Origin of the sequence: Alteromonas sp. LMIT006, assembly GCF_024300645.1 — a bacterium.
GTDB classification, from domain to species: domain Bacteria; phylum Pseudomonadota; class Gammaproteobacteria; order Enterobacterales; family Alteromonadaceae; genus Opacimonas; species Opacimonas immobilis.
This window is the reverse complement of the sequence record NZ_CP101291.1, coordinates 1,954,176-1,972,332: the sequence shown is the minus strand read 5'-3', so window position 1 is coordinate 1,972,332 and position 18,157 is coordinate 1,954,176. Positions and strand designations below refer to the sequence as shown.

Annotated in this window: 16 protein-coding genes; 6 read left to right on the top strand and 10 right to left on the bottom strand. The window is 42.6% G+C overall.

All coding sequences use genetic code 11. The annotated features are described in order from the left end of the window. Positions 1–66: 66 nt before the first annotated feature. Positions 67–816 carry a YciK family oxidoreductase gene (locus tag NLG07_RS09180; RefSeq protein ID WP_254855164.1) on the bottom strand — a complete coding sequence of 250 codons (750 nt, stop codon included), beginning with the start codon at positions 814–816 and terminating at the stop codon, positions 67–69. Between the two features lie 249 nt (positions 817–1,065). Here NLG07_RS09180 and NLG07_RS09175 point away from each other — a divergent pair, with 249 nt between their 5' ends. Then, complete coding sequence (locus NLG07_RS09175; RefSeq protein ID WP_254855163.1) at positions 1,066–3,702, top strand: VolA/Pla-1 family phospholipase; 2,637 nt, start codon at positions 1,066–1,068, stop codon at positions 3,700–3,702. Positions 3,703–3,797: 95 nt separating this feature from the next. Continuing rightward, positions 3,798–4,853: a protease SohB gene (sohB, locus tag NLG07_RS09170; RefSeq protein ID WP_254855162.1), complete on the top strand. Its 1,056-nt coding sequence runs from the start codon at positions 3,798–3,800 to the stop codon at positions 4,851–4,853. A gap of 58 nt (positions 4,854–4,911) precedes the next feature. Here the strand turns inward: sohB and NLG07_RS09165 are convergent, their stop codons facing one another. Continuing rightward, positions 4,912–5,250: a hypothetical protein gene (locus tag NLG07_RS09165; protein WP_254855161.1), complete on the bottom strand. Its 339-nt coding sequence runs from the start codon at positions 5,248–5,250 to the stop codon at positions 4,912–4,914. 97 nt (positions 5,251–5,347) lie between these two features. Between NLG07_RS09165 and NLG07_RS09160 the strand changes: the two genes are divergently transcribed. Both NLG07_RS09160 and NLG07_RS09155 read left to right on the top strand, forming a co-directional pair. Then, positions 5,348–6,100 (top strand): Nif3-like dinuclear metal center hexameric protein, encoded by a 753-nt coding sequence (locus tag NLG07_RS09160; RefSeq protein ID WP_254855160.1) that lies wholly within the window; start codon positions 5,348–5,350, stop codon positions 6,098–6,100. Positions 6,101–6,102: 2 nt separating this feature from the next. Then, on the top strand, positions 6,103–6,852 hold the full coding sequence (locus NLG07_RS09155) for a methyltransferase domain-containing protein (protein WP_254855159.1): 750 nt from the start codon (positions 6,103–6,105) through the stop codon (positions 6,850–6,852). On the opposite strand, the gene NLG07_RS09150 is transcribed toward NLG07_RS09155, so the two are convergent. Then, positions 6,849–7,334 carry a glutathione peroxidase gene (locus NLG07_RS09150; protein WP_254855158.1) on the bottom strand — a complete coding sequence of 162 codons (486 nt, stop codon included), beginning with the start codon at positions 7,332–7,334 and terminating at the stop codon, positions 6,849–6,851. The two genes, NLG07_RS09155 and NLG07_RS09150, sit on opposite strands and share 4 nt — an antisense overlap. A gap of 83 nt (positions 7,335–7,417) precedes the next feature. Between NLG07_RS09150 and NLG07_RS09145 the strand changes: the two genes are divergently transcribed. Continuing rightward, positions 7,418–8,278, top strand: a complete 861-nt coding sequence (locus tag NLG07_RS09145; RefSeq protein WP_254855157.1) for an NAD(P)-dependent oxidoreductase — start codon at positions 7,418–7,420, stop codon at positions 8,276–8,278. Here NLG07_RS09145 and NLG07_RS09140 read toward each other — a convergent pair. The 6 genes from NLG07_RS09140 to cmoA all read right to left on the bottom strand — a co-directional run bounded on the left by NLG07_RS09140 (position 8,275) and on the right by cmoA (position 14,767). Next, positions 8,275–10,035 carry a sugar phosphorylase gene (locus NLG07_RS09140; RefSeq protein ID WP_254855156.1) on the bottom strand — a complete coding sequence of 587 codons (1,761 nt, stop codon included), beginning with the start codon at positions 10,033–10,035 and terminating at the stop codon, positions 8,275–8,277. The genes NLG07_RS09145 and NLG07_RS09140 overlap by 4 nt on opposite strands. A gap of 2 nt (positions 10,036–10,037) precedes the next feature. Beyond that, positions 10,038–11,267 carry a glycosyl transferase gene (locus tag NLG07_RS09135; protein ID WP_254855155.1) on the bottom strand — a complete coding sequence of 410 codons (1,230 nt, stop codon included), beginning with the start codon at positions 11,265–11,267 and terminating at the stop codon, positions 10,038–10,040. A gap of 10 nt (positions 11,268–11,277) precedes the next feature. After that, the gene (locus NLG07_RS09130; protein WP_254855154.1) at positions 11,278–12,096 is read right to left on the bottom strand and encodes a mannosyl-3-phosphoglycerate phosphatase; all 819 of its coding nucleotides are present in this window, start codon (positions 12,094–12,096) and stop codon (positions 11,278–11,280) included. Positions 12,097–12,111: 15 nt separating this feature from the next. Next, positions 12,112–12,963: a kinase gene (locus tag NLG07_RS09125; RefSeq protein ID WP_254855153.1), complete on the bottom strand. Its 852-nt coding sequence runs from the start codon at positions 12,961–12,963 to the stop codon at positions 12,112–12,114. A gap of 95 nt (positions 12,964–13,058) precedes the next feature. Continuing rightward, on the bottom strand, positions 13,059–14,027 hold the full coding sequence (cmoB, locus tag NLG07_RS09120; protein ID WP_254855152.1) for a tRNA 5-methoxyuridine(34)/uridine 5-oxyacetic acid(34) synthase CmoB: 969 nt from the start codon (positions 14,025–14,027) through the stop codon (positions 13,059–13,061). Positions 14,028–14,038: 11 nt separating this feature from the next. Further along, positions 14,039–14,767: a carboxy-S-adenosyl-L-methionine synthase CmoA gene (gene cmoA, locus NLG07_RS09115; protein ID WP_254855151.1), complete on the bottom strand. Its 729-nt coding sequence runs from the start codon at positions 14,765–14,767 to the stop codon at positions 14,039–14,041. A 101-nt stretch (positions 14,768–14,868) separates the two neighbouring features. Here cmoA and NLG07_RS09110 point away from each other — a divergent pair, with 101 nt between their 5' ends. After that, the gene (locus tag NLG07_RS09110; RefSeq protein WP_254855150.1) at positions 14,869–15,510 is read left to right on the top strand and encodes a response regulator transcription factor; all 642 of its coding nucleotides are present in this window, start codon (positions 14,869–14,871) and stop codon (positions 15,508–15,510) included. A gap of 61 nt (positions 15,511–15,571) precedes the next feature. On the opposite strand, the gene fadE is transcribed toward NLG07_RS09110, so the two are convergent. Then, complete coding sequence (fadE, locus tag NLG07_RS09105) at positions 15,572–18,127, bottom strand: acyl-CoA dehydrogenase FadE (protein ID WP_254855149.1); 2,556 nt, start codon at positions 18,125–18,127, stop codon at positions 15,572–15,574. Between the last annotated feature and the right edge of the window lie 30 nt (positions 18,128–18,157).

Here is an 18,157-nt window from a genome sequence, read left to right as displayed (position 1 = left end):
ATGATAAAAAAGCGACTTAATGTAAGTCGCTTTTTGGTTTCTAGTTCACCGCACTGTCTTGAGTTGTTACTTAGGTTGGCAATCCAAAGATTTTCCGTTTACATCCTGGCTTATATCTGCCATTAAATAAACATAAGTCGACATGATGTCTTCAGGCGTTTTGAGTTTCATAGGATCTTCTGCAGGATAGGCTTTGCCACGCATAGAGGTGCGCGTAGCCCCAGGATTAATACAATTTACGCGTATCGATGAGTTTTTTACTTCATCGGCTAACACTTGCATCATGCCTTCTGTTGCAAATTTACTAATGCTATAAGTCCCCCAAAAAGCGCGACCTGCACGACCAACACCAGAGGTGGTAAAAACAATACTTGCCTTGGCTGCTGCCTGTAATGCACGGTAAAGACCTTGCGTCATACTAAACTGGGCGGTCACATTGACTTGCATGACGTCTTGAAACTCTTCGGGTGTAATTTGTGTAAATGGACTGAGATGTCCAAGGATGGATGCGTTGTGTAATAAGCCATCTAAGCGCCCATATTGATCCAAGATCATCTGGCCCATATCTTGGTAGTTTTTGGGTGTTGCGCCTTTCATATCAAGTGGAATGATGCCCGGTTGTTTCCCACCAAGTGCCACTATTTCGTCATAGGTTTTTTCTAACTTTGCCACAGTACGCCCTAGCAAGATAACTTCAGCACCAAGTTCTGCATAAGTGAGTGCGGCCGTTTTGCCGATTCCATCACCTGCTCCGGTAACTAATATTATTTTATCTTTAAGACAATTGGGGGCATTGAAGGTTAAATGAGCAGTCATATAAAAGTCTCTTACGAATTTGTCGCTATTATACGGTTTTTGGAGTAAAAATAACCTGTAGATTCCTTTATTTAAGGATTTTTTTAGATACATCCATAAAAAGTTGTTACATATCGTTAACAATCCTTTGCAAATTAGTGACAAAGACAATAGACTAAGGTTAACTCTAACTGGTCTAAGCACTTGTTTTGCTCAATTAACAAAATGCCAAGCACCAAAGAATAAAAAAAATACTCTTAGGGAGACAAAATGAAAAAACTGTTAATCAGCACTAGTATTGCAGCGGCTCTTACTCTAGGTGGCTGTGGCGGTGGTGAAACCATCCAAGACCTTCGTGCAGACAATCCCGTAGAACCCCCTGCGTCCCGAATTAAGTTTGATCCAGGTGCAGGTGATTTAAATATCCCCAATGATTTGTTGATGATCCCAGACGATGGGGCAACAGTAGATTATACTCTCAATATTCCTGTTACGGATGCGACCAATTTCGGGGATCCTTTAGTTGCTGTGAATGCATTAGATGGGTGGTCAACGACCCAACCTATGTTGTTGGAAGTTATTATGGCACCTGGCGCAACAATTGATGCGACTTCATTATCGGCTGGTATCAGTTTAGTCAAAACATCATTTACTTCACCAGGCCTACCTGAAGGTGTCTCAGCCACATGTTTTGCTGCGGCATTGATCCCTGGCTCTTGTACGGTAACAGAGACGCTTCAGTTCGGTGTCGATTACACGTTAAGCCTAGTCAGTGGCGACACGGTAGCCATTATTCCATTGCGACCACTCGAAGCCTTTACTGGGTACATGATTGTAGTCACAGATGATTTGATGGACAGTAATGGGTATGCGGTGAAAGGTTCCACCACTTGGGAATTGGTGAAACAAGACATTACCACGCATCCATTAGCCTCTGCATCTCAATTGGGTCTACAACAGATTATTAATGGTTACGTTAATACACTAGCTGGTGCTGGATTTACTCGTGATGAGTTAACCTATGTTGGCGCGTTTAATACTCAATCCGTTATGGATGTCACCGACACCATGAAAAAGATGCTCGTTGCGACCTACGCAGGACGCCTTGGCGGTGGCGATCCAAATGCCGCAGACTCATTACCAGGAATTATAGCTACTGATCCTGGTCAAGATGTTCCGATTAATGCCATGGAAGCTTTAGGCTTAGTGTCAGCTGATGCCGTGTCCGGCGCTATTCAATTAGCAGGTCAGGGGGCCGGTCTCACCACTGCTCAAATAGCAGGCATTACCGGTGCAGTTGATTTCTCAGCCTTACAAACCTGTGCAGGTTTGCTCAATGCAGCCGCGGGTGGTGAGACCGTGTCTACATCTGGTATTACTGACCCAGCAACATTGCAAACGTTAGGTACAGCAAATGCACTCGCTTCTGGTGTGGCGCCTCAGATATTGGCCGGTGGTGCCGGTCCATTTTGTGCCGCGAAACATTTAACGGGTACGGTTGCATTGCCTTATTACTTAGCAACGCCCACGGAAGCCAATCCAATGGCACCATTAACTAATTCAATGACAGCAGCATGTGACAATGGACTAGCGTTAAGTTTAGCTCCCACTGAAGCACTCGCTGCGTTAACACCTGGCGCTAACGATACCATGTGTCAAGCATTGGGTTTGCGTGACTTGGGATTAGATGCGGAACGCAATCTTACCACCTTTAGTCCAGTACCCGCTATGCAAGGTCGTTTAGGTGGTTTTGAAAACCTTGATGTACAAATTACTGTGCCTGATGTAGCAACCGCTGCTGCGCTCGGTGTGACCTTACAACAGCCAGAAGCTGGTTGGCCTGTTGTAATCTTGTATCATGGTATTACGTCAACTAAAGAAGCTATGCTAGCAATTACTGGTTCGTTGTCTTTGGCTGGATATGCAACTGTAGCGATTGATCAGCCTCTGCACAATTCTCGTGGCTTCGATATCAATAATGATGGTACTGACGAGATCAATGCCTCTACAAATAGTGCAACAGATTATATGAATCTTGCTTATTTGAAGGTTGCTCGTGACAATCTGCGTCAATCTGTTGCTGATTTGTTAGGTCTGCGTATTGCCTTACACAAGATCATAGACTCTTCTACTGGCAGTGTGGTAAATCTTAATTCTAATGCGGTATCTGTTATGGGCGTATCATTAGGCGCAATGACAGGCGGTAATTTTGCAGGCATTGCGAATATGTCTATGGGAGGAAGCCTTGCTGCATTAGATGGTTTGTTCAGTATTCAGACTGCAGCATTAGAATCACCTGGTGGTGGTGTAGCTAATTTCCTATTAGAGTCCCAAGCATTTTCTCCTTTGATCAAGGCATTGCTTACAGCAGGTTCTTCAACAGAATTCCAAGCTTACTTAGTTGAAAATCAAGTGAACCCAGCTGATCAAGCCGCTTTGATTACGGCTTATGCAACGTTTTATGCTGCTCTCCCAGCAGCTGGACAAGCCGCTATTGATGGTGTGTTTAATGAGTTTGTATTTGCTGCGGGAACCGTATTGGATGCAGGTGACCCAATGAATTATGCAGCACTAATTGGCTCAAATACCCCAGTGGTTGGATTCACTGTTGTCGGTGATGGCACACCTGAAAATCCTTCTGATACCGTTATCCCTGCGATTACCACTAACCAGTTATATGGTCAAATTCCATACTGGCGTGCTATGGGCGCAACTCAGGTGTCTTCTTCACAAACGGGTGAAGACTTGAAAGGCTATGTATTGTTTAATGAGGGTGCACATGGCTCATCATTGAATCCGACGCCTAGTGCAGCGGTTACGACTGAGATCCAAACTCAAATTGCCACTTTCTTGTTGTCCGGTGGTATGAGTATTCCAGTAAATAACACAGATATTACAGTGAACTAACTCTTAATCACCACTAATATTGTTTAAAAAAAGCGTCCAATTGGGCGCTTTTTTGTTATTATTATTTGGAAAATTAATGGCATAGGCATCAATTAGTGGAATTTTTATTTGAATATGGTTTGTTCTTGGCAAAAGCTATCACAATAGTGGCTGTAATTATTATTCTTCTTACTACCGTTGTGGGAGTCGCCACTAAACAAAAGGGTTCTGATAATACTAAGGGCCAATTAGATATCTACTCACTTTCTGATGCACTGGATGAACTTAAACAGTTTGCGAATAGGGCAGTTGTTCCAGAGAGTCAGTTAAAAGCGTACGATAAAGCCCAAAAACTCAAGAACAAAAAGAAAAAGAAAAACACTCATCAATCTGATGAATCTAAGGAGAATCCCGAAGAGGGTAAAGTGTTTGTATTAGATTTTAAAGGTTCGATAGATGCCAACGAAGTAGAATATTTACGACGTGAGATCACGGCTATCTTAATCATTGCAGATCCTAAAGTGGATGAAGTGATTGTGCGCTTGGAAAGTCCAGGAGGTTATGTTCACAGCTATGGTTTGGCGGCGTCACAATTACAACGATTACGCGACGCAGGCTTGTATTTGACTGTCTGCGTGGATCAAGTTGCGGCCAGTGGTGGCTACATGATGGCGTGTGTTGCACATAAAATCGTTTCCGCTAAATTTGCCGTAATTGGTTCGGTTGGAGTGGTTGCACAATTACCAAACTTTCATAAAGTGCTCAAAAAAAATGACATTGATATTGAACTTCACACAGCAGGTGAATATAAACGTACATTGACCATGATTGGTGAAAATACCGATGAGGCTCGTGATAAGTTTAAAGCCGATTTGAACCAAATTCATGTATTGTTTAAAAATTTTATTAAGCAAAACCGCGAAGGGCTTGACGTCGATAAAATAGCAACTGGTGAAACCTGGTATGGTACGGATGCACTTGAGGTTGGTTTAGTCGACGAGATTTCCACCTCGGACGATGTATTGTTAGCGTTATACGAAAAAAGAGACGTGTATTCGGTCAAATATACACAAAAGAAAACGCTTGCCGAAAAACTTGGCTTTGCAGCTGAGGGTACATTGATGCGTCTTTATCAACGGATTTTTGCGCATAGCCAAACACCAATAAGCTAGTGACACAAAAAAGCCAGCGGTATTCTATAAAACGCTGGCTTCGTTCATACCGAGCTCTCTAGCGTGGAGCTTTTGAGCCGGGAAGATTTGCAAGAACTTGGTTTTTCCAAAAGTCTTTGACTGAAAAACCACCTTTAGCAGGCTTCGTCGCTTTTTTCTTCGCAGGGGCTTTCTTTTCTGCTGGTTTTTTGGCCGGTGTAGTTTCAGCATTTTCGGTTTGCGTTGCCGAACCACCTAATTCATTTGCCATTTCCTCAAGGGCAGCAAGACGTACGTTTTTGCCACCATCAACACTGTACCATCCGCCTTTTGCTTCTATTAGTGGGGCTTTACCGTGTGCTGCTGTATACGCTTCGGTAAATTTAGCAATTACTGCGTCTTTATCTAACTTACTCATAATGTATATGAAACCTTGATTTAATGTTAAAATTTCTAATATTTATACAATTTTTCATAGTTGATGTCTAACTAGGACATAAATAGCAGGTAAAGTGATGTTACGGAATGATTTAGTCAATGCGCTGAATTCCCTATTAAATGTGGGTTTAATCAAAGATTACTGTCCCAATGGGTTGCAAATTGAAGGGTCCGCCTCTGTTCAAAAAATAATCACAGGCGTAACGGCTTCGCAAGCCTTAATTGACCGTGCCGTTGAGGAAGGTGCTGATACCATTATTGTGCATCATGGGTATTTTTGGAAAAATGAAAATCCCGTCATCACCGGCATGAAAAAACGTCGATTCTCGAGCTTATTTTCTAACGATATCAATCTTATTGCTTATCATTTACCCTTAGACGTTCACCCCATCTATGGTAATAATGCTCAGCTTGCTAAACATCTTGGCGTCAATGTGTCAGGTTTTTTGAATGCGTCTCCTGATGGGGTAGTACAGTATGCAGAGTTAGACGAACCCATATCTTTACAGGTCATTGCGGAGCGCTTATCGGCATCACTTAATCGCTCATTATTAATTGAAGGTGCCAAAGATAAACTGATCCAGCGACTCGCTTGGTGTACTGGTGGTGGTCAAGGCTATATAGATTTGGCGGCCAATAATGGTATGGATCTGTTTGTAACTGGAGAAGTATCTGAGCAAACAATTCACAGTGCAAGAGAGCAAGATATTGCCTTTATTGCTGCAGGTCATCATGCCACTGAGCGTTATGGAGTGATGGCACTGGCTGAGTATTTGCAAACGCAATACAATTTGGACGCGCAATTTATTGATATCGACAATCCGGCCTAATTATGTCTACTGATCATTCATTTGATGGTATTACACAAAAGTTTGCCGATAACATCTATGGCTCGACAAAAGGGCAAATACGCCATGCACTCTTGTGTCACTATCTTGCTCAATATCAGATGCTTGATATGGATCTTTCCTCAAAAACAGCATTAGATGCTGGCTGTGGATTGGGACACATGACTCGGGAAATCGTCAAAACCAATGCTGATATTACGGCCATTGATATTTCGGAAGAATCGATCGCACAAGCAAAGAAAACGACTCATGGATCGGTAGATTGGCGAGTGGGTTCATTGCAATCAATCTCGTCTCATTTTGATTATGTTTATTGTCATGCGGTTTTGGAATGGACCCAAGATCCACTTGCTACCCTTGCTCACTTGCTAAGGTGTTTAAACGAAGGCGGTCGCTTATCTCTTAGCTTTTTTAATGCAGAAGCACATCGTTTTGGCAATCTTATTTATGGAAATTTTGCCTATACTGAGCAACCTGAGCGCAAAGCCAAAACCGTTCGTCTGAACCCACAAAACCCAGTGAGTTATCAATCTGTAATAGAGTATCTGACATCCTTGGATAACGTTCGTGTTATTCATCATGCCGGCATTCGCTGTATACATGATTACATGCGAGACATCTCTGCACAACGTCGCCAATATGATGAGATTTTAGAAGCAGAAAAAAAATACGGTACACAAGTACCGTATTTGTATTTTGGGAAATATTGTCATTTAATTATTCAAAAAACTTAAACTGATAAATATTTTTCTATGTCTTTTTTGATTTGCTCAGGTTTTGTTGTTGGGGCGTAGCGCTTTACCACGTTTCCTGTTTTGTCGACGAGGAACTTTGTGAAGTTCCACTTAATACCTTCACTACCAAAAATACCCTTGGCGTGGTTTTTCATGAACTTATAAATAGGGGCCGCGTTCTCGCCATTAACGTCAATCTTACTAAACACAGGAAACGTGGTTTGGTAGTTCAAATCACAAAACTCCACTATGTCTGAATCACTGCCAGGCTCTTGTTTTCCGAATTGGTTACACGGAAATGCCAACACACTAAAGCCACGCTCAGCAAATTCGTCTTGTAATAATTGCAACCCTTTATATTGTGGCGTAAAGCCACATTTGCTCGCGGTATTGACAATCAGTAAGACTTGTCCTTCATACTCACGTAAATCTTGTGTTTCACCCGAAGCGAGAGGCATGGTGAAATTATAAATATTATCCATCGTTATATCCTTTCATTTATTATCACTTATAATACGTATATGACGTTAGTATAGATTATTGCAATCTTAGAATAGGTAAATATTTGATGAACAAGGTAACCTTTATTGGTTTGGGTGTTATGGGATTTCCGATGGCGGGGCATTTACAGCGAGCCGGTTATCACGTCACGGTTTATAATCGAACTACTTCTAAAGCGACTGCATGGGTAAAACATTACGGTGGTGCAATGTCATCAGAACTGGCGCAAAGTGTTGCGCAAGCTGATGTAATCTGTATGTGTGTTGGTAGAGATGAAGACGTTATCGCAACATTACAAGGCGGCGTGCTCGAGGGCGCTAAACAAGGTGCGATTATTGTCGACCATACGACGACCTCCGAAGAATGCGCAAAACAGGCCTCCTCACTCGCCGCTGAAAGAGGATTATTTTTTATTGATGCGCCAGTTTCTGGTGGTCAAGCCGGTGCCGAAAACGGCCAGTTGAGCATTATGTGTGGCGCTGATGAGGCGATTTTTGCACTAGCGCTACCTATTTTGAGTGTTTATGGCAAGCTGGTTAAACGCATTGGTTGTAATGGTGCAGGGCAAATGGCAAAAATGATGAACCAAATAGCCATTGCTGGATTAATTCAAGGCTTGGCTGAGTCATTGCATTTTGGCCAAAAGGCCGGATTGGATTGTCATGCCGTGTTAGAGGTTATTTCCCAAGGCGCAGCTCAATCTTGGCAAATGCAGAACCGAGGTGAAACCATGCTCGCTGATCAATATGATTTTGGCTTTGCCGTGGATTGGATGCGTAAGGATCTTGGTTATGCTCTTGCAGCAGGCAATCAATGTGGCGCAACCTTGGCTGTTACTGCCTTGGTTGATCAATTTTATGCGGATGTCCAAAAACTCGGTGGTGGCCGTTGGGATACCTCAAGTTTACTGAAGCGTCTTGACTAGATATTGGTGATCCAAACGGTCTGATAAGGCAGTAAAGTCATGGATTTTTGGTCATTATCGATAACTTTTTGACTGATCAGATCGTGCCATTGTTGCGTGTTAATTAAATTAATATCCGAGATATTCAACGATTGCGCTTTAGACGTAACATTACTAATACAAAAAATACTTTGCCGTCGATCTAAGCTTTGGCGCCAAAAACCAAAACAAGCAGTGCCAAGTTGTAACGTAAACTGTATTGCATTTGGATGAAACGCACTTTGCTGTGAACGCAATCGAATCAGTTGCGATAGACGGGTAAATACTTGATGATGATGCGATGACGCATCGTCGAGGTATTTTTGCAGTATTGTAAAATCCCAGCGGTGACGGTTTATGCCTCGGTTTTGTCCTGTATTAGCAACTTTATCCAAATCGTTTTGGGTACCCAATAAGCTGTGTATATAAATTCCAGGTATACCTTCCAATCCTAACATGATGGCATGGGCACAAATAAATCGTTCAATCTGAAAGTTGTCCATACCTTCATGCGTCGCAGCACAGGCACTAAAGAGAGCTATGTTTAATTCATAGGCGGCTTGAGAACCATCTGGGAGGGTTCGCCAGTTGATTTTGCCATCTAACGCAAGGCATGTATCGCGCATGGCAATGAGTTGCTCATCACTCAATAATCCTTCTGCAGGTCGCAGTCCTATACCGTCATGTGAAGCAATAAAATTAAAATATGTTGTCCCATTTTGTGCAGGCGGCATTGCCCTTTGCCATTGTGTAATTGCTTGACTATCCCCAGACATCAAAGTGTGCAAGATTAATGGAGGAAGGGCAAAATTATAAATGGCGTGGGCTTCGTTAGCATTGCCAAAATATTCTAAATTTTCACGATTTGGAATATTGGTTTCGGTGATAATGATGGCGTCTGGTTTGGCATGCTCAATTAACAAACGATAGATTTTGATTATGTTGTGTGTGTTGGGGTGATTAATGCACGTTGTGCCAATTTCTTTCCACAAGAACGCCACAGCATCCAATCGGAACACACTGGCCCCTTGCTCTAGATAAAAATGAATAATCTGAGCAAATTCGAGTAAAACGCCAGGTTGGGTAAAATCAAAATCCACTTGGTCGTGAGAAAATGTACACCACACGTGTTTTTTACCAGTAGGTGTTGCAACCTCTTTCAGCAGTGGCGTTGTACGTGGTCGAGTGACTTTACTTAAATCATCTTCAGGCGAAGCGGTGTAAAACATTTGTGCGCCTTTGCCAACACCTTGGCAAAACTCTAGAAACCATTGACTTCGCGCTGAACAATGATTAATGACCAGGTCGAACATCAAGTTCTTTTGTAATGACAGCGCTTGGATATCATCCCAATTACCATGGGCAGGATTGACACTGGTATAATCAATCACCGAGAAACCATCATCCGAACTATATGGATAAAAAGGTAAAAGATGTACATCACTGATGCTGTTGTGACAGTACTCGTCGACAAATTTGGCTAACGTTCGTAATGGCATAACCTTTTCTTCAAGAATAGAATCTGCATACGTTATCAGTATGGCTCGTTTCTCATCCCAATGATTTTGGTATGGCTGAGGGGCGTTCATTTGTTGATCAGGTGTAAGATGGAACGCTTCAATGAGCGCATTTGCAAGCATTCCGTGGTCAGCATAACCTCCTTTTGTTAACATCTCAGATGTATAGACAATGGACAAATAATGAATAAGTTGGTTTTTTAAAGCGCTTTCTAATGCCATAACTAGTCTTGTCTCGTAATTTCTTTGTGATCATCTTCAACGGCCTTAACCAAGCGCTTAAAAACATCTGGTTTAGCACTTAACACGCGGTTCCAGCTTGGAATAAATGGAGTTTCCATTGGATTATCTAAAAAGCTCTGTCCAGCTTTCATAATGTTTTGTGCGAATAATTCAACGGCTTTTTCTTCGCTGTGAATGTCTAAGGTCAAGCCATTCATCACGGCATCATTGTGATAGGTTTCTATAAAATCTAACGCGATTCTAAAATAAGTTGCTTTGATTGAGCGGAACATCTCCGTGCTAAAGGTATGCCCTTGTGTGGCGAGTTTACGAAATAGAGCTTTGGTGATGTCAATCGACATTTTTGATAGTCCACCATTTTCATTATCAGCAGATAAGTCTTGATGTTTATGGTCATAAACCCGTGCAATATCGGCTTGGCACAAGCGATTATGAGCGTAGTTGCGATGCATTTCCGATAAGACACCAATTTCTAGCCCCCAATCAGATGGGATCCGAATGTCATTCAATACATCACGACGAAATGAAAATTCCCCTGCAAGAGGATATCTGAATGAATCCATAAACTCGATGTATTCGTTGTCTCCTAAAGTGCATTTCAACGCTCTTAGTAATGGGGTTACGAGTAACCGAGAGACGCGACCGTTGATTTTGCCATCTGCGACTCGGGCGTAGAAACCTTTGCAAAATTCATAGTTAAATTGTGGATTTGCTACTGGGAAAATGAGTCTGGCCAACAAGGAGCGGTCATAGGTTAAAATATCGCAATCGTGTAACGCTACCGATTCTGCTTTATTGCTTGCTAAAACATACCCCATGCAATACCAAACATTGCGCCCTTTGCCTAACTCAGTAGGGGCTAGACCTAAGGCCTGAAGTTCTTTATCAAGAGCTTGTAAACGGGGACCGTCATTCCATAATATGCGATGGTGTTGCGGGAGTTGACCAAAAAATTCAGAGGCATGCGCAAACTCTGATTGTGTTGCCCGATCCAGGCCTATCACGATTTGCTTTAAGTAAGGAACTTGGATCAGTTCTTTGATGATATTCGGCAGTGCCTCGCCTTGTAATTCACTGTAAAGTGACGGAAGAATCAATGCCATGGGACGTTGTTGGGCAAATTCGCAAAGTTGCGCTTCAACTTCTTCTATCGGTCTTTCATCCAAGTTGTGTAATGTGGTTATGATGCCATTTTGGTAAAAATCTGCCATCGTTGGCCTCCTAGGTTAAGTCACAAAGTGAAAAAATTGCTTCATTCCAGCCTGCGGGGCCTTCATTTTGAGTTTGGTATACTCCCTCTGTTCGCTTCAGGTGAGGGTAGCCATAAGCTGGGGATTTGACTTGCACGGCAATATCTGCAATGTCGAGCATAGCAATGTCATTTGCGCCATCACCTAAAGCCATAGTCGTGTATTGCTGGTTCGGGAAAAAATCTCTGTAATGTTGACACAGCCATTGCATCGCTTTTCCTTTGTTGCAATGACCACATAAATGCAAAAAGCGACCACCTTGAAGTGGTTCAGCACCAAAAGATTTGAGTTCAGAAATGAATGCTAATTTTTGTTCTTCACTGCCACGCCAAAGAATAGGCTCACCAAATAAGCGAGTTTTTGCGTATTGGCATTGTTCAAGGCTCAATCCTGTATAATCCATGATCTCCTGGATGCTCAGCATCTCAAAATGCGTAAATAAATGCCCCCAAGCTGGTTTCAGCTTATCTAATATTACTAACCAATGCTGTCGCTCTTGAGTAAAGGTTTTAAGCCAATATTCTGGGTGTTCGATAGTATTTGCTGGTGCTACACCGAAAATGGATTTGGGTAAAAACACCGCAGCGCCATTTTCGACAATTAATGGCAACTCTAAGCCAAGTTCCAGTTGCAAATTTCGAGATTCCACATAGGTCTTGCTGGTGTTAAAGATGATATGAGACCCGCTATTTTTTAAGGCAGTGAGGGCTGGCATGGCTGCATCGTATGAATATGTATGATGGTCGAGTAAAGTGCCATCTAAATCAGTAAATACAAGATATTTGGTCATTATGACAAGTTCACCTCAGTGGTTTGGACTGAATTTGTCATTCAGCGAAATAATTTGTCTGTTTTGATCGAGTTCCCAACAAACATCCGAATCGCCATGCAAAGTTTGCAAACCATGTTCGGTCAGGCGTTGATAATGTTGAACAAAACGCAAGAGAGCAGGGGGATCCATTATGGCGTTACCTGTTTTAAACTGAGCGAGTTTGCGTTCTTGTTCAGTACGCCAATTCAGTACACAAGCAAAATTAGGTGCCTTTAACCACCATAATTCGTCAATGTAAGCAAACCAATCAGCATAGCTGAGTAAAGCAGAGTTAACCGCATTTCGCCAGATCATCTGTGTGTCTTCTGTTGCCTCTAAGGTATTTACTGGATTTAATAATTCATTAGGAGATTGAGGTTTTAGGCCAACACACCACCCTTCAAAAATGATCACATCTACAGCTGACTCCTGTATCGACCACTGAGATTGTGGCAAACGGTCGTCATTGGCTTTGTCAAAGCGGGGAATTAAAACGGGTTTACCTGAAATTAATTTATGGAATACATCATGGGCGAGAGCAAGGTCATGGGTGCCAGGTACTCCTCGAGTTGCAAATAATGGGTGCCGTGTTCGAGCCAGTTCTTGACGTTCAGCATGAGGTAAATAAAAGTCATCAAGCGACAGTATGACAACAGATAATCCGAAACGCGTAGATAAAAAATCAGCGGCAAAGTCCGCCAGAGTACTTTTACCAGAGCCTTGACAACCATTGATACCGACAATGTGCGGTTTTGCACCTTTTTTGTGCGAATCAAATCGGTTTAATACGGGAATGAACCATCTTTGTGCAAGCTCAATATAAGACTTGGGCAGACGGTGTGCCATTAAAAATGCATCGTAATCCAACTTTAACCTCATTTATCATTATGAGTGACATCAATTTGATAAAGAGTAGTTCAAAGATTATGCCAAAGCGAAAATTATCTATTGGCAATAAATACGGCTCGAGTCGGAGCTGGGTAACCTTCAATGGTTAAAGCCGGATCATTAGGGTGTAAAAAATCGGCGAGCGAATGGCCATCAATCCATTCTGTTTTCCGTTGTTCGGCTATCGATGTCAGTGCAGAGTCGACAACCTTAACATGTTTAAACCCAGCGCGTTCAAGCCATAAAATCATTGCTTTAGCACTGGGTATAAACCATACGTTACTCATTTGTGCATAGCGGTCTGTTGGCATCAATACCGTTTGTTCATCCCCTGGAACAATCAGCGTTTCAAGGACGAGTTCACCACCCTTAATGAGCTGTTCTTTAAGTTGCTGCAAGAACGCAAACGGATCCTTCCGATGATAAAACACCCCCATGCAAAATACGGTATCAAAACCATGCGAGGGGGGCATTACTTCAATCCCTAAAGGTAAAAAATGGACAGGATGATCGCCTGCAAATTGTTTCACAATTAAGAATTGCATAAAAAATAAAACCGTCGGATCTATCCCTACAACGTGTTTAGCATTTGCTTCCAACATGCGCCACATGTGATAGCCACTACCACAACCTACGTCAAGTACGCGTCTATCGGTGAGCGGAGAGATGTGCGGTAGCAGTCTGTCCCATTTGTAATCACTGCGCCACTCGGTATCGATAAAGGTGGTATCGATTTGATAAGGCCCTTTGCGCCACGGTTTGAATTGTTTTAATAAGCCATTTATTCGTTTGTTTTCGGCTTCTGAAAAGACATCCTTGCACAATACAATTGCCCCATCTTCTATATGCCATTGAGGGTGGTCAGGTGAAGGCAGCTCTTGAAGGAGTTTTTGCCATTTTGTCCAATGCCCGTGTTTATTGGATGCTTCCCATTGGGCAAGTGTCAGTGGCAAGGATTCAATTAGGCGTTCAAGCGGAGTATTGAGTATGGCTCTATAAAAATGGCTGAAGTGTGTTTGCATGAATCATTCTCTTAAGCTTTAAACGCAAGCATTGACGTAAAATTGAAACAGCGGTACCACTCGGTATAAGAAGCAAACCCAGCAGCCTCAAAACGCTCAAAATGTTGTGATTGGGTATCGAGTAACATGACGTTTTCGAGGGCAGTTCGTTTCTGACTTATTTCTAAGTCACTATAGCCATTGTCTCGTTTAAAATTGTGGTGGAGGTGAATCAACAGTTCATCATGTTGGCTATGTTCGCCTTTTACTTTTTCGGAAAGCAACAAAACCCCTCCAGGTTCCAGGGCATCATAAATACGTTTTATTACTGCTTCTCGCGAAGCGGGAGGCAAAAATTGCAAGGTAAAGTTCATGACGACAACAGAGCAGGGCTCTAACTCTAAATCAAGGATGTCAGCCTCGATCAATTCTATTGGCGAAGAGTGTTGGTAAGCTTGGATAAAACGCTCACATTGTTCTAGCATTGCACCAGAGTTATCGACCCCGAGAACTCGACAATTTGTTGCTGTGATTGAGCGAGCAATACTTAGTGTACTTATCCCAGTTGCACAGCCCAGGTCATAAATAACTGAGCCATCAGACGCAAAGCGATTGGCAATCTCACCGAGGTTTTGGATCATAATGGTATACCCAGGAATCGAACGATTGATCATGTCTGGGAATACTTGAGCAACCTTTGCATCAAAGCTGAAATCTGCTACTCGTTGAAATGGAACAGAAAATAAATTATCACTTTTCACTTTGCTAGTCTAAAATATAGATGTAAGTCTAATATTTTACTCTAGTTGTTGTTTGTAAACTAGCCTAGACTGTTCTTATTGTTGCTAAATACAGGTATTGTATGAGTACGTTTTTGATTGCTGATGACCATCCATTATTCAGAGAAGCGCTTGAATGTTCAATCAGCCCTTTTTTTAATGATCTAAAAATAGTCCATGCCGACTCCGTACCGTCCACATTAAAAGTGATAAAGGCCCACCCAGACATAGATTTGATATTACTTGATTTGAATATGCCTGGTTCGGATAACTTTTACGGATTAACCTCTGTCATGGAATGCGCACCAGATACCCCCGTTGTCGTTATTTCTGCGAATGAAACGGACAAAGCGGTTAGCATAGCCATGCACTACGGCGCCAAAGGCTATATCTTAAAGTCTTTTAATTCGCGTAAAATTGCTCATGGTATTATGTCTGTCTTACAAGGTGGTCGTTTCATACCTGAAAAATTCATTGATACTGTAGAAGAGCAAACACCTGATTTGTTGACGTCAATTCAACGAGTAAAGGATCTGACACCAAAGCAACTTCGCGTTTTAGAGTGTCTTAAAGAAGGTCTATCAAACCGCGAAATTGCAGATAAATTGTTTGTAACAGAAGCGACAGTGAAAGCACATGTGAGTGCAATTTTTAAAAAATTTAATGTCACGTCGCGTACTCAAGTTGTGTTATTAGTCGAAGCGATAGATTCAGCTGAGATGTAATACCTAGTTCAATATATAAAAAAGCCCATATTTAATATGGGCTTTTTGTTTCATGCTATACTTAAGCTGCGTCTTTTCCATCTTCAGATGCTTTTGTATCTGAGTCTTTCTGAGCAGCCGATTTTTTGGTAGAGGTCGACTTTTTGGCGGCAACGGGGCGTTTTGCAGCGCTTCGAGTCGACGATTTCCGCTTCGGTGCGGCGCCTAGTTTAAGCTCTTCTGGAGCAAAATCATCCACGTTGATGGTTTTTAGTCGTCCTTGCTCAGCGCTAACTAATAGAGCTGCTTCTTCATCAGTAATGATTTTTTTCTCAAGTGCAATCTTTGCTAACTCATCTAGTTTGGTAAATTGACGTTTTTCACCAATGGATTTGCACACTTTCGCAAATATAGGTTCGGCAGCGACGACATCGTCAAGGGTTTGCTCAAGCTCACCCAACAAATTGCCTTGTACCCGGGCAGTAAACTGACCTTCACCTAAGCGTGTACGAGTCGGGTTAGGCGTTTGCAACATGTGTGCAATTTGGTGTTCAATGACATCATTTGGTTTCGCCTGGAGTTGACCAAATGGCTGAACAACGAGGCGCATTAACCAGCGTACAGGTGTGACAGGGAAGTTGCGAATGTATTCATCAATCGCATACTCTATGGCAGCCATAGAATCTTGCAAGTTCCAATGCACCATTGGCAAATCGTCTTTGATCCGTCCTTGGTCATCAAAACGTTTCAACGTTGCGGAAGCCAAGTAAAGGTGGCTTAATACATCACCTAAGCGAGCGGATAAACGTTCGCGTCGTTTTAAGCTACCGCCAAGTACACCCATAGCTAAGTCTGTCATAAACGCTAAATTTGCACTATAACCTGAAAGACGTTTGTAGTATTGGGCCGTTTCATCATGGTATGGAGTTGAGTTGAAAAAGCCTCTTGTCAAAGTAAACCATAAGCTACCAAAGAAGTTACTGATACTAAAACCAATATGTCCGAATACCGCTTGATCAAAACGTTCTGTTGCTTTGGCTGTATCTTTGATCGCTGCGGCTTGTATTTCTGATAACACATAAGGGTGACAACGAAACGCGCCTTGTCCGAAGATCATCATATTACGGGTTAAGATATTTGCACCTTCGACCGTAATAGAAATTGGCATTCCTTGATAGCCTCGACCAAGATAATTATTAGGTCCTAAACAAATCCCTTTACCACCATGCACATCCATTGCATCGTTAATAACCGTTCGCATACGCTCTGTGAGGTGATACTTGGAAATCGCAGAAATAACCGATGGTTTCTCTCCGTTATCAATACCAGTGGTAGAGAACGAAGTCACCGCATCCATCATATACGCGCTTGCACCAATACGTGCGAGCATTTCTTCTACGCCTTCCATTTGGCCGATAGGCATTCTAAATTGTCGGCGAATACGAGAGTAAGCGCCAGTAGCAAGTGCAATCGACTTGGCAGCTCCGGCAGAGGAAGAAGGCAAGGTGATGCAACGACCAACCGAGAGACATTCCATTAGCATACGCCAACCTTTACCGGCCATAGTTTGACCACCGATGATGTAGTCCAGTGGGACAAAAATATTTTCACCACTAAGAGGGCCATTGTGAAATGGCACGTTCAAAGGGAAGTGACGATTGCCAATGTTGAGCCCCTTGGTATCACGAGGGAGCAGGGCACAGGTTATCCCCAACTCTTCATTATCACCAAGTAAACCGTCGGGGTCATAGAGTTTAAAAGCTAAACCAATAACGGTTGCTACAGGAGCAAGGGTAATGTAGCGCTTATCAAACGTCAGTCGCATACCGATAACTTCTTCACCTTCCCATTCCCCTTTACACACAACGCCACGATCAGGAATAGATCCAGCATCAGACCCAGCCTCTGGGCTAGTTAGTGCGAAACAGGGAATTTCTTTACCCACAGCGAGTCTTGGGAGATAGTAGTCTTGTTGAGCCTTTGTTCCATAGTGTTGCAGAAGTTCACCTGGACCAAGAGAGTTAGGTACGCCTACAGTAGTAGATAAGACGGCAGAAACTGCTGATAACTTTTGTAACACACGAGATTGTGCATAGGCTGAAAATTCAAGACCACCGTACTCTTTTTTGATAATCATCGCAAAGAACTTTTGCTCGCCTAGAAACTGCCAAATCTCAGGCGGTAAATCAGCATCTTTGTGGTTGATTTGCCATTCATCCACCATGGCGCAGACGGTTTCAACTGGCCCCTCAAGAAATGCTTTTTCTTCTGCGGTTAACACTGGGGCGTTAATGGCGTGGAGTTTTTGCCAATTTGGTTTACCTGAAAAAAGTTCGCCATCCCACCATACCGTACCAGCATCAATGGCCTCTTGCTCTGTCTGAGACATTTCAGGCATGACTTTGCGAAAGAATGACAACAAATGTTTGCTTAAGAGTGTTTGTCTGACACTAGGCAGGCCGAATAAAATAAAAGTTAGGGCTAATAACACCCAAGGTAGTGTAAAGCTAGCACCACTTGCACTGGCTAAAGCCAGGACAGCTCCAACAGCCAATAAAGTAACCATTAAAGACAAGCGCTTATAACTACAAAAACCGATTGTAGCAATCGCAAGTACAATCCAAATAACCTCTGACATATTTTCTCCAAACAATTAAGGTCTGACCAG

Bases quoted from the DNA above. Each gene is read 5' to 3' on its own strand.
- NLG07_RS09160 (WP_254855160.1), top strand. From the start codon at position 5,348: ATGTTACGGAATGATTTAGTCAATGCGCTGAATTCCCTATTAAATGTG.
- NLG07_RS09155 (WP_254855159.1), top strand. From the start codon at position 6,103: ATGTCTACTGATCATTCATTTGATGGTATTACACAAAAGTTTGCCGAT.
- NLG07_RS09150 (WP_254855158.1), bottom strand. From the start codon at position 7,334: ATGGATAATATTTATAATTTCACCATGCCTCTCGCTTCGGGTGAAACA.
- NLG07_RS09125 (WP_254855153.1), bottom strand. From the start codon at position 12,963: ATGGCACACCGTCTGCCCAAGTCTTATATTGAGCTTGCACAAAGATGG.
- NLG07_RS09135 (WP_254855155.1), bottom strand. From the start codon at position 11,267: ATGGCAGATTTTTACCAAAATGGCATCATAACCACATTACACAACTTG.
- NLG07_RS09165 (WP_254855161.1), bottom strand. From the start codon at position 5,250: ATGAGTAAGTTAGATAAAGACGCAGTAATTGCTAAATTTACCGAAGCG.
- NLG07_RS09175 (WP_254855163.1), top strand. From the start codon at position 1,066: ATGAAAAAACTGTTAATCAGCACTAGTATTGCAGCGGCTCTTACTCTA.
- NLG07_RS09180 (WP_254855164.1), bottom strand. From the start codon at position 816: ATGACTGCTCATTTAACCTTCAATGCCCCCAATTGTCTTAAAGATAAA.
- fadE (WP_254855149.1), bottom strand. From the start codon at position 18,127: ATGTCAGAGGTTATTTGGATTGTACTTGCGATTGCTACAATCGGTTTT.
- NLG07_RS09130 (WP_254855154.1), bottom strand. From the start codon at position 12,096: ATGACCAAATATCTTGTATTTACTGATTTAGATGGCACTTTACTCGAC.
- cmoB (WP_254855152.1), bottom strand. From the start codon at position 14,027: ATGCAAACACACTTCAGCCATTTTTATAGAGCCATACTCAATACTCCG.
- NLG07_RS09140 (WP_254855156.1), bottom strand. From the start codon at position 10,035: ATGGCATTAGAAAGCGCTTTAAAAAACCAACTTATTCATTATTTGTCC.
- NLG07_RS09110 (WP_254855150.1), top strand. From the start codon at position 14,869: ATGAGTACGTTTTTGATTGCTGATGACCATCCATTATTCAGAGAAGCG.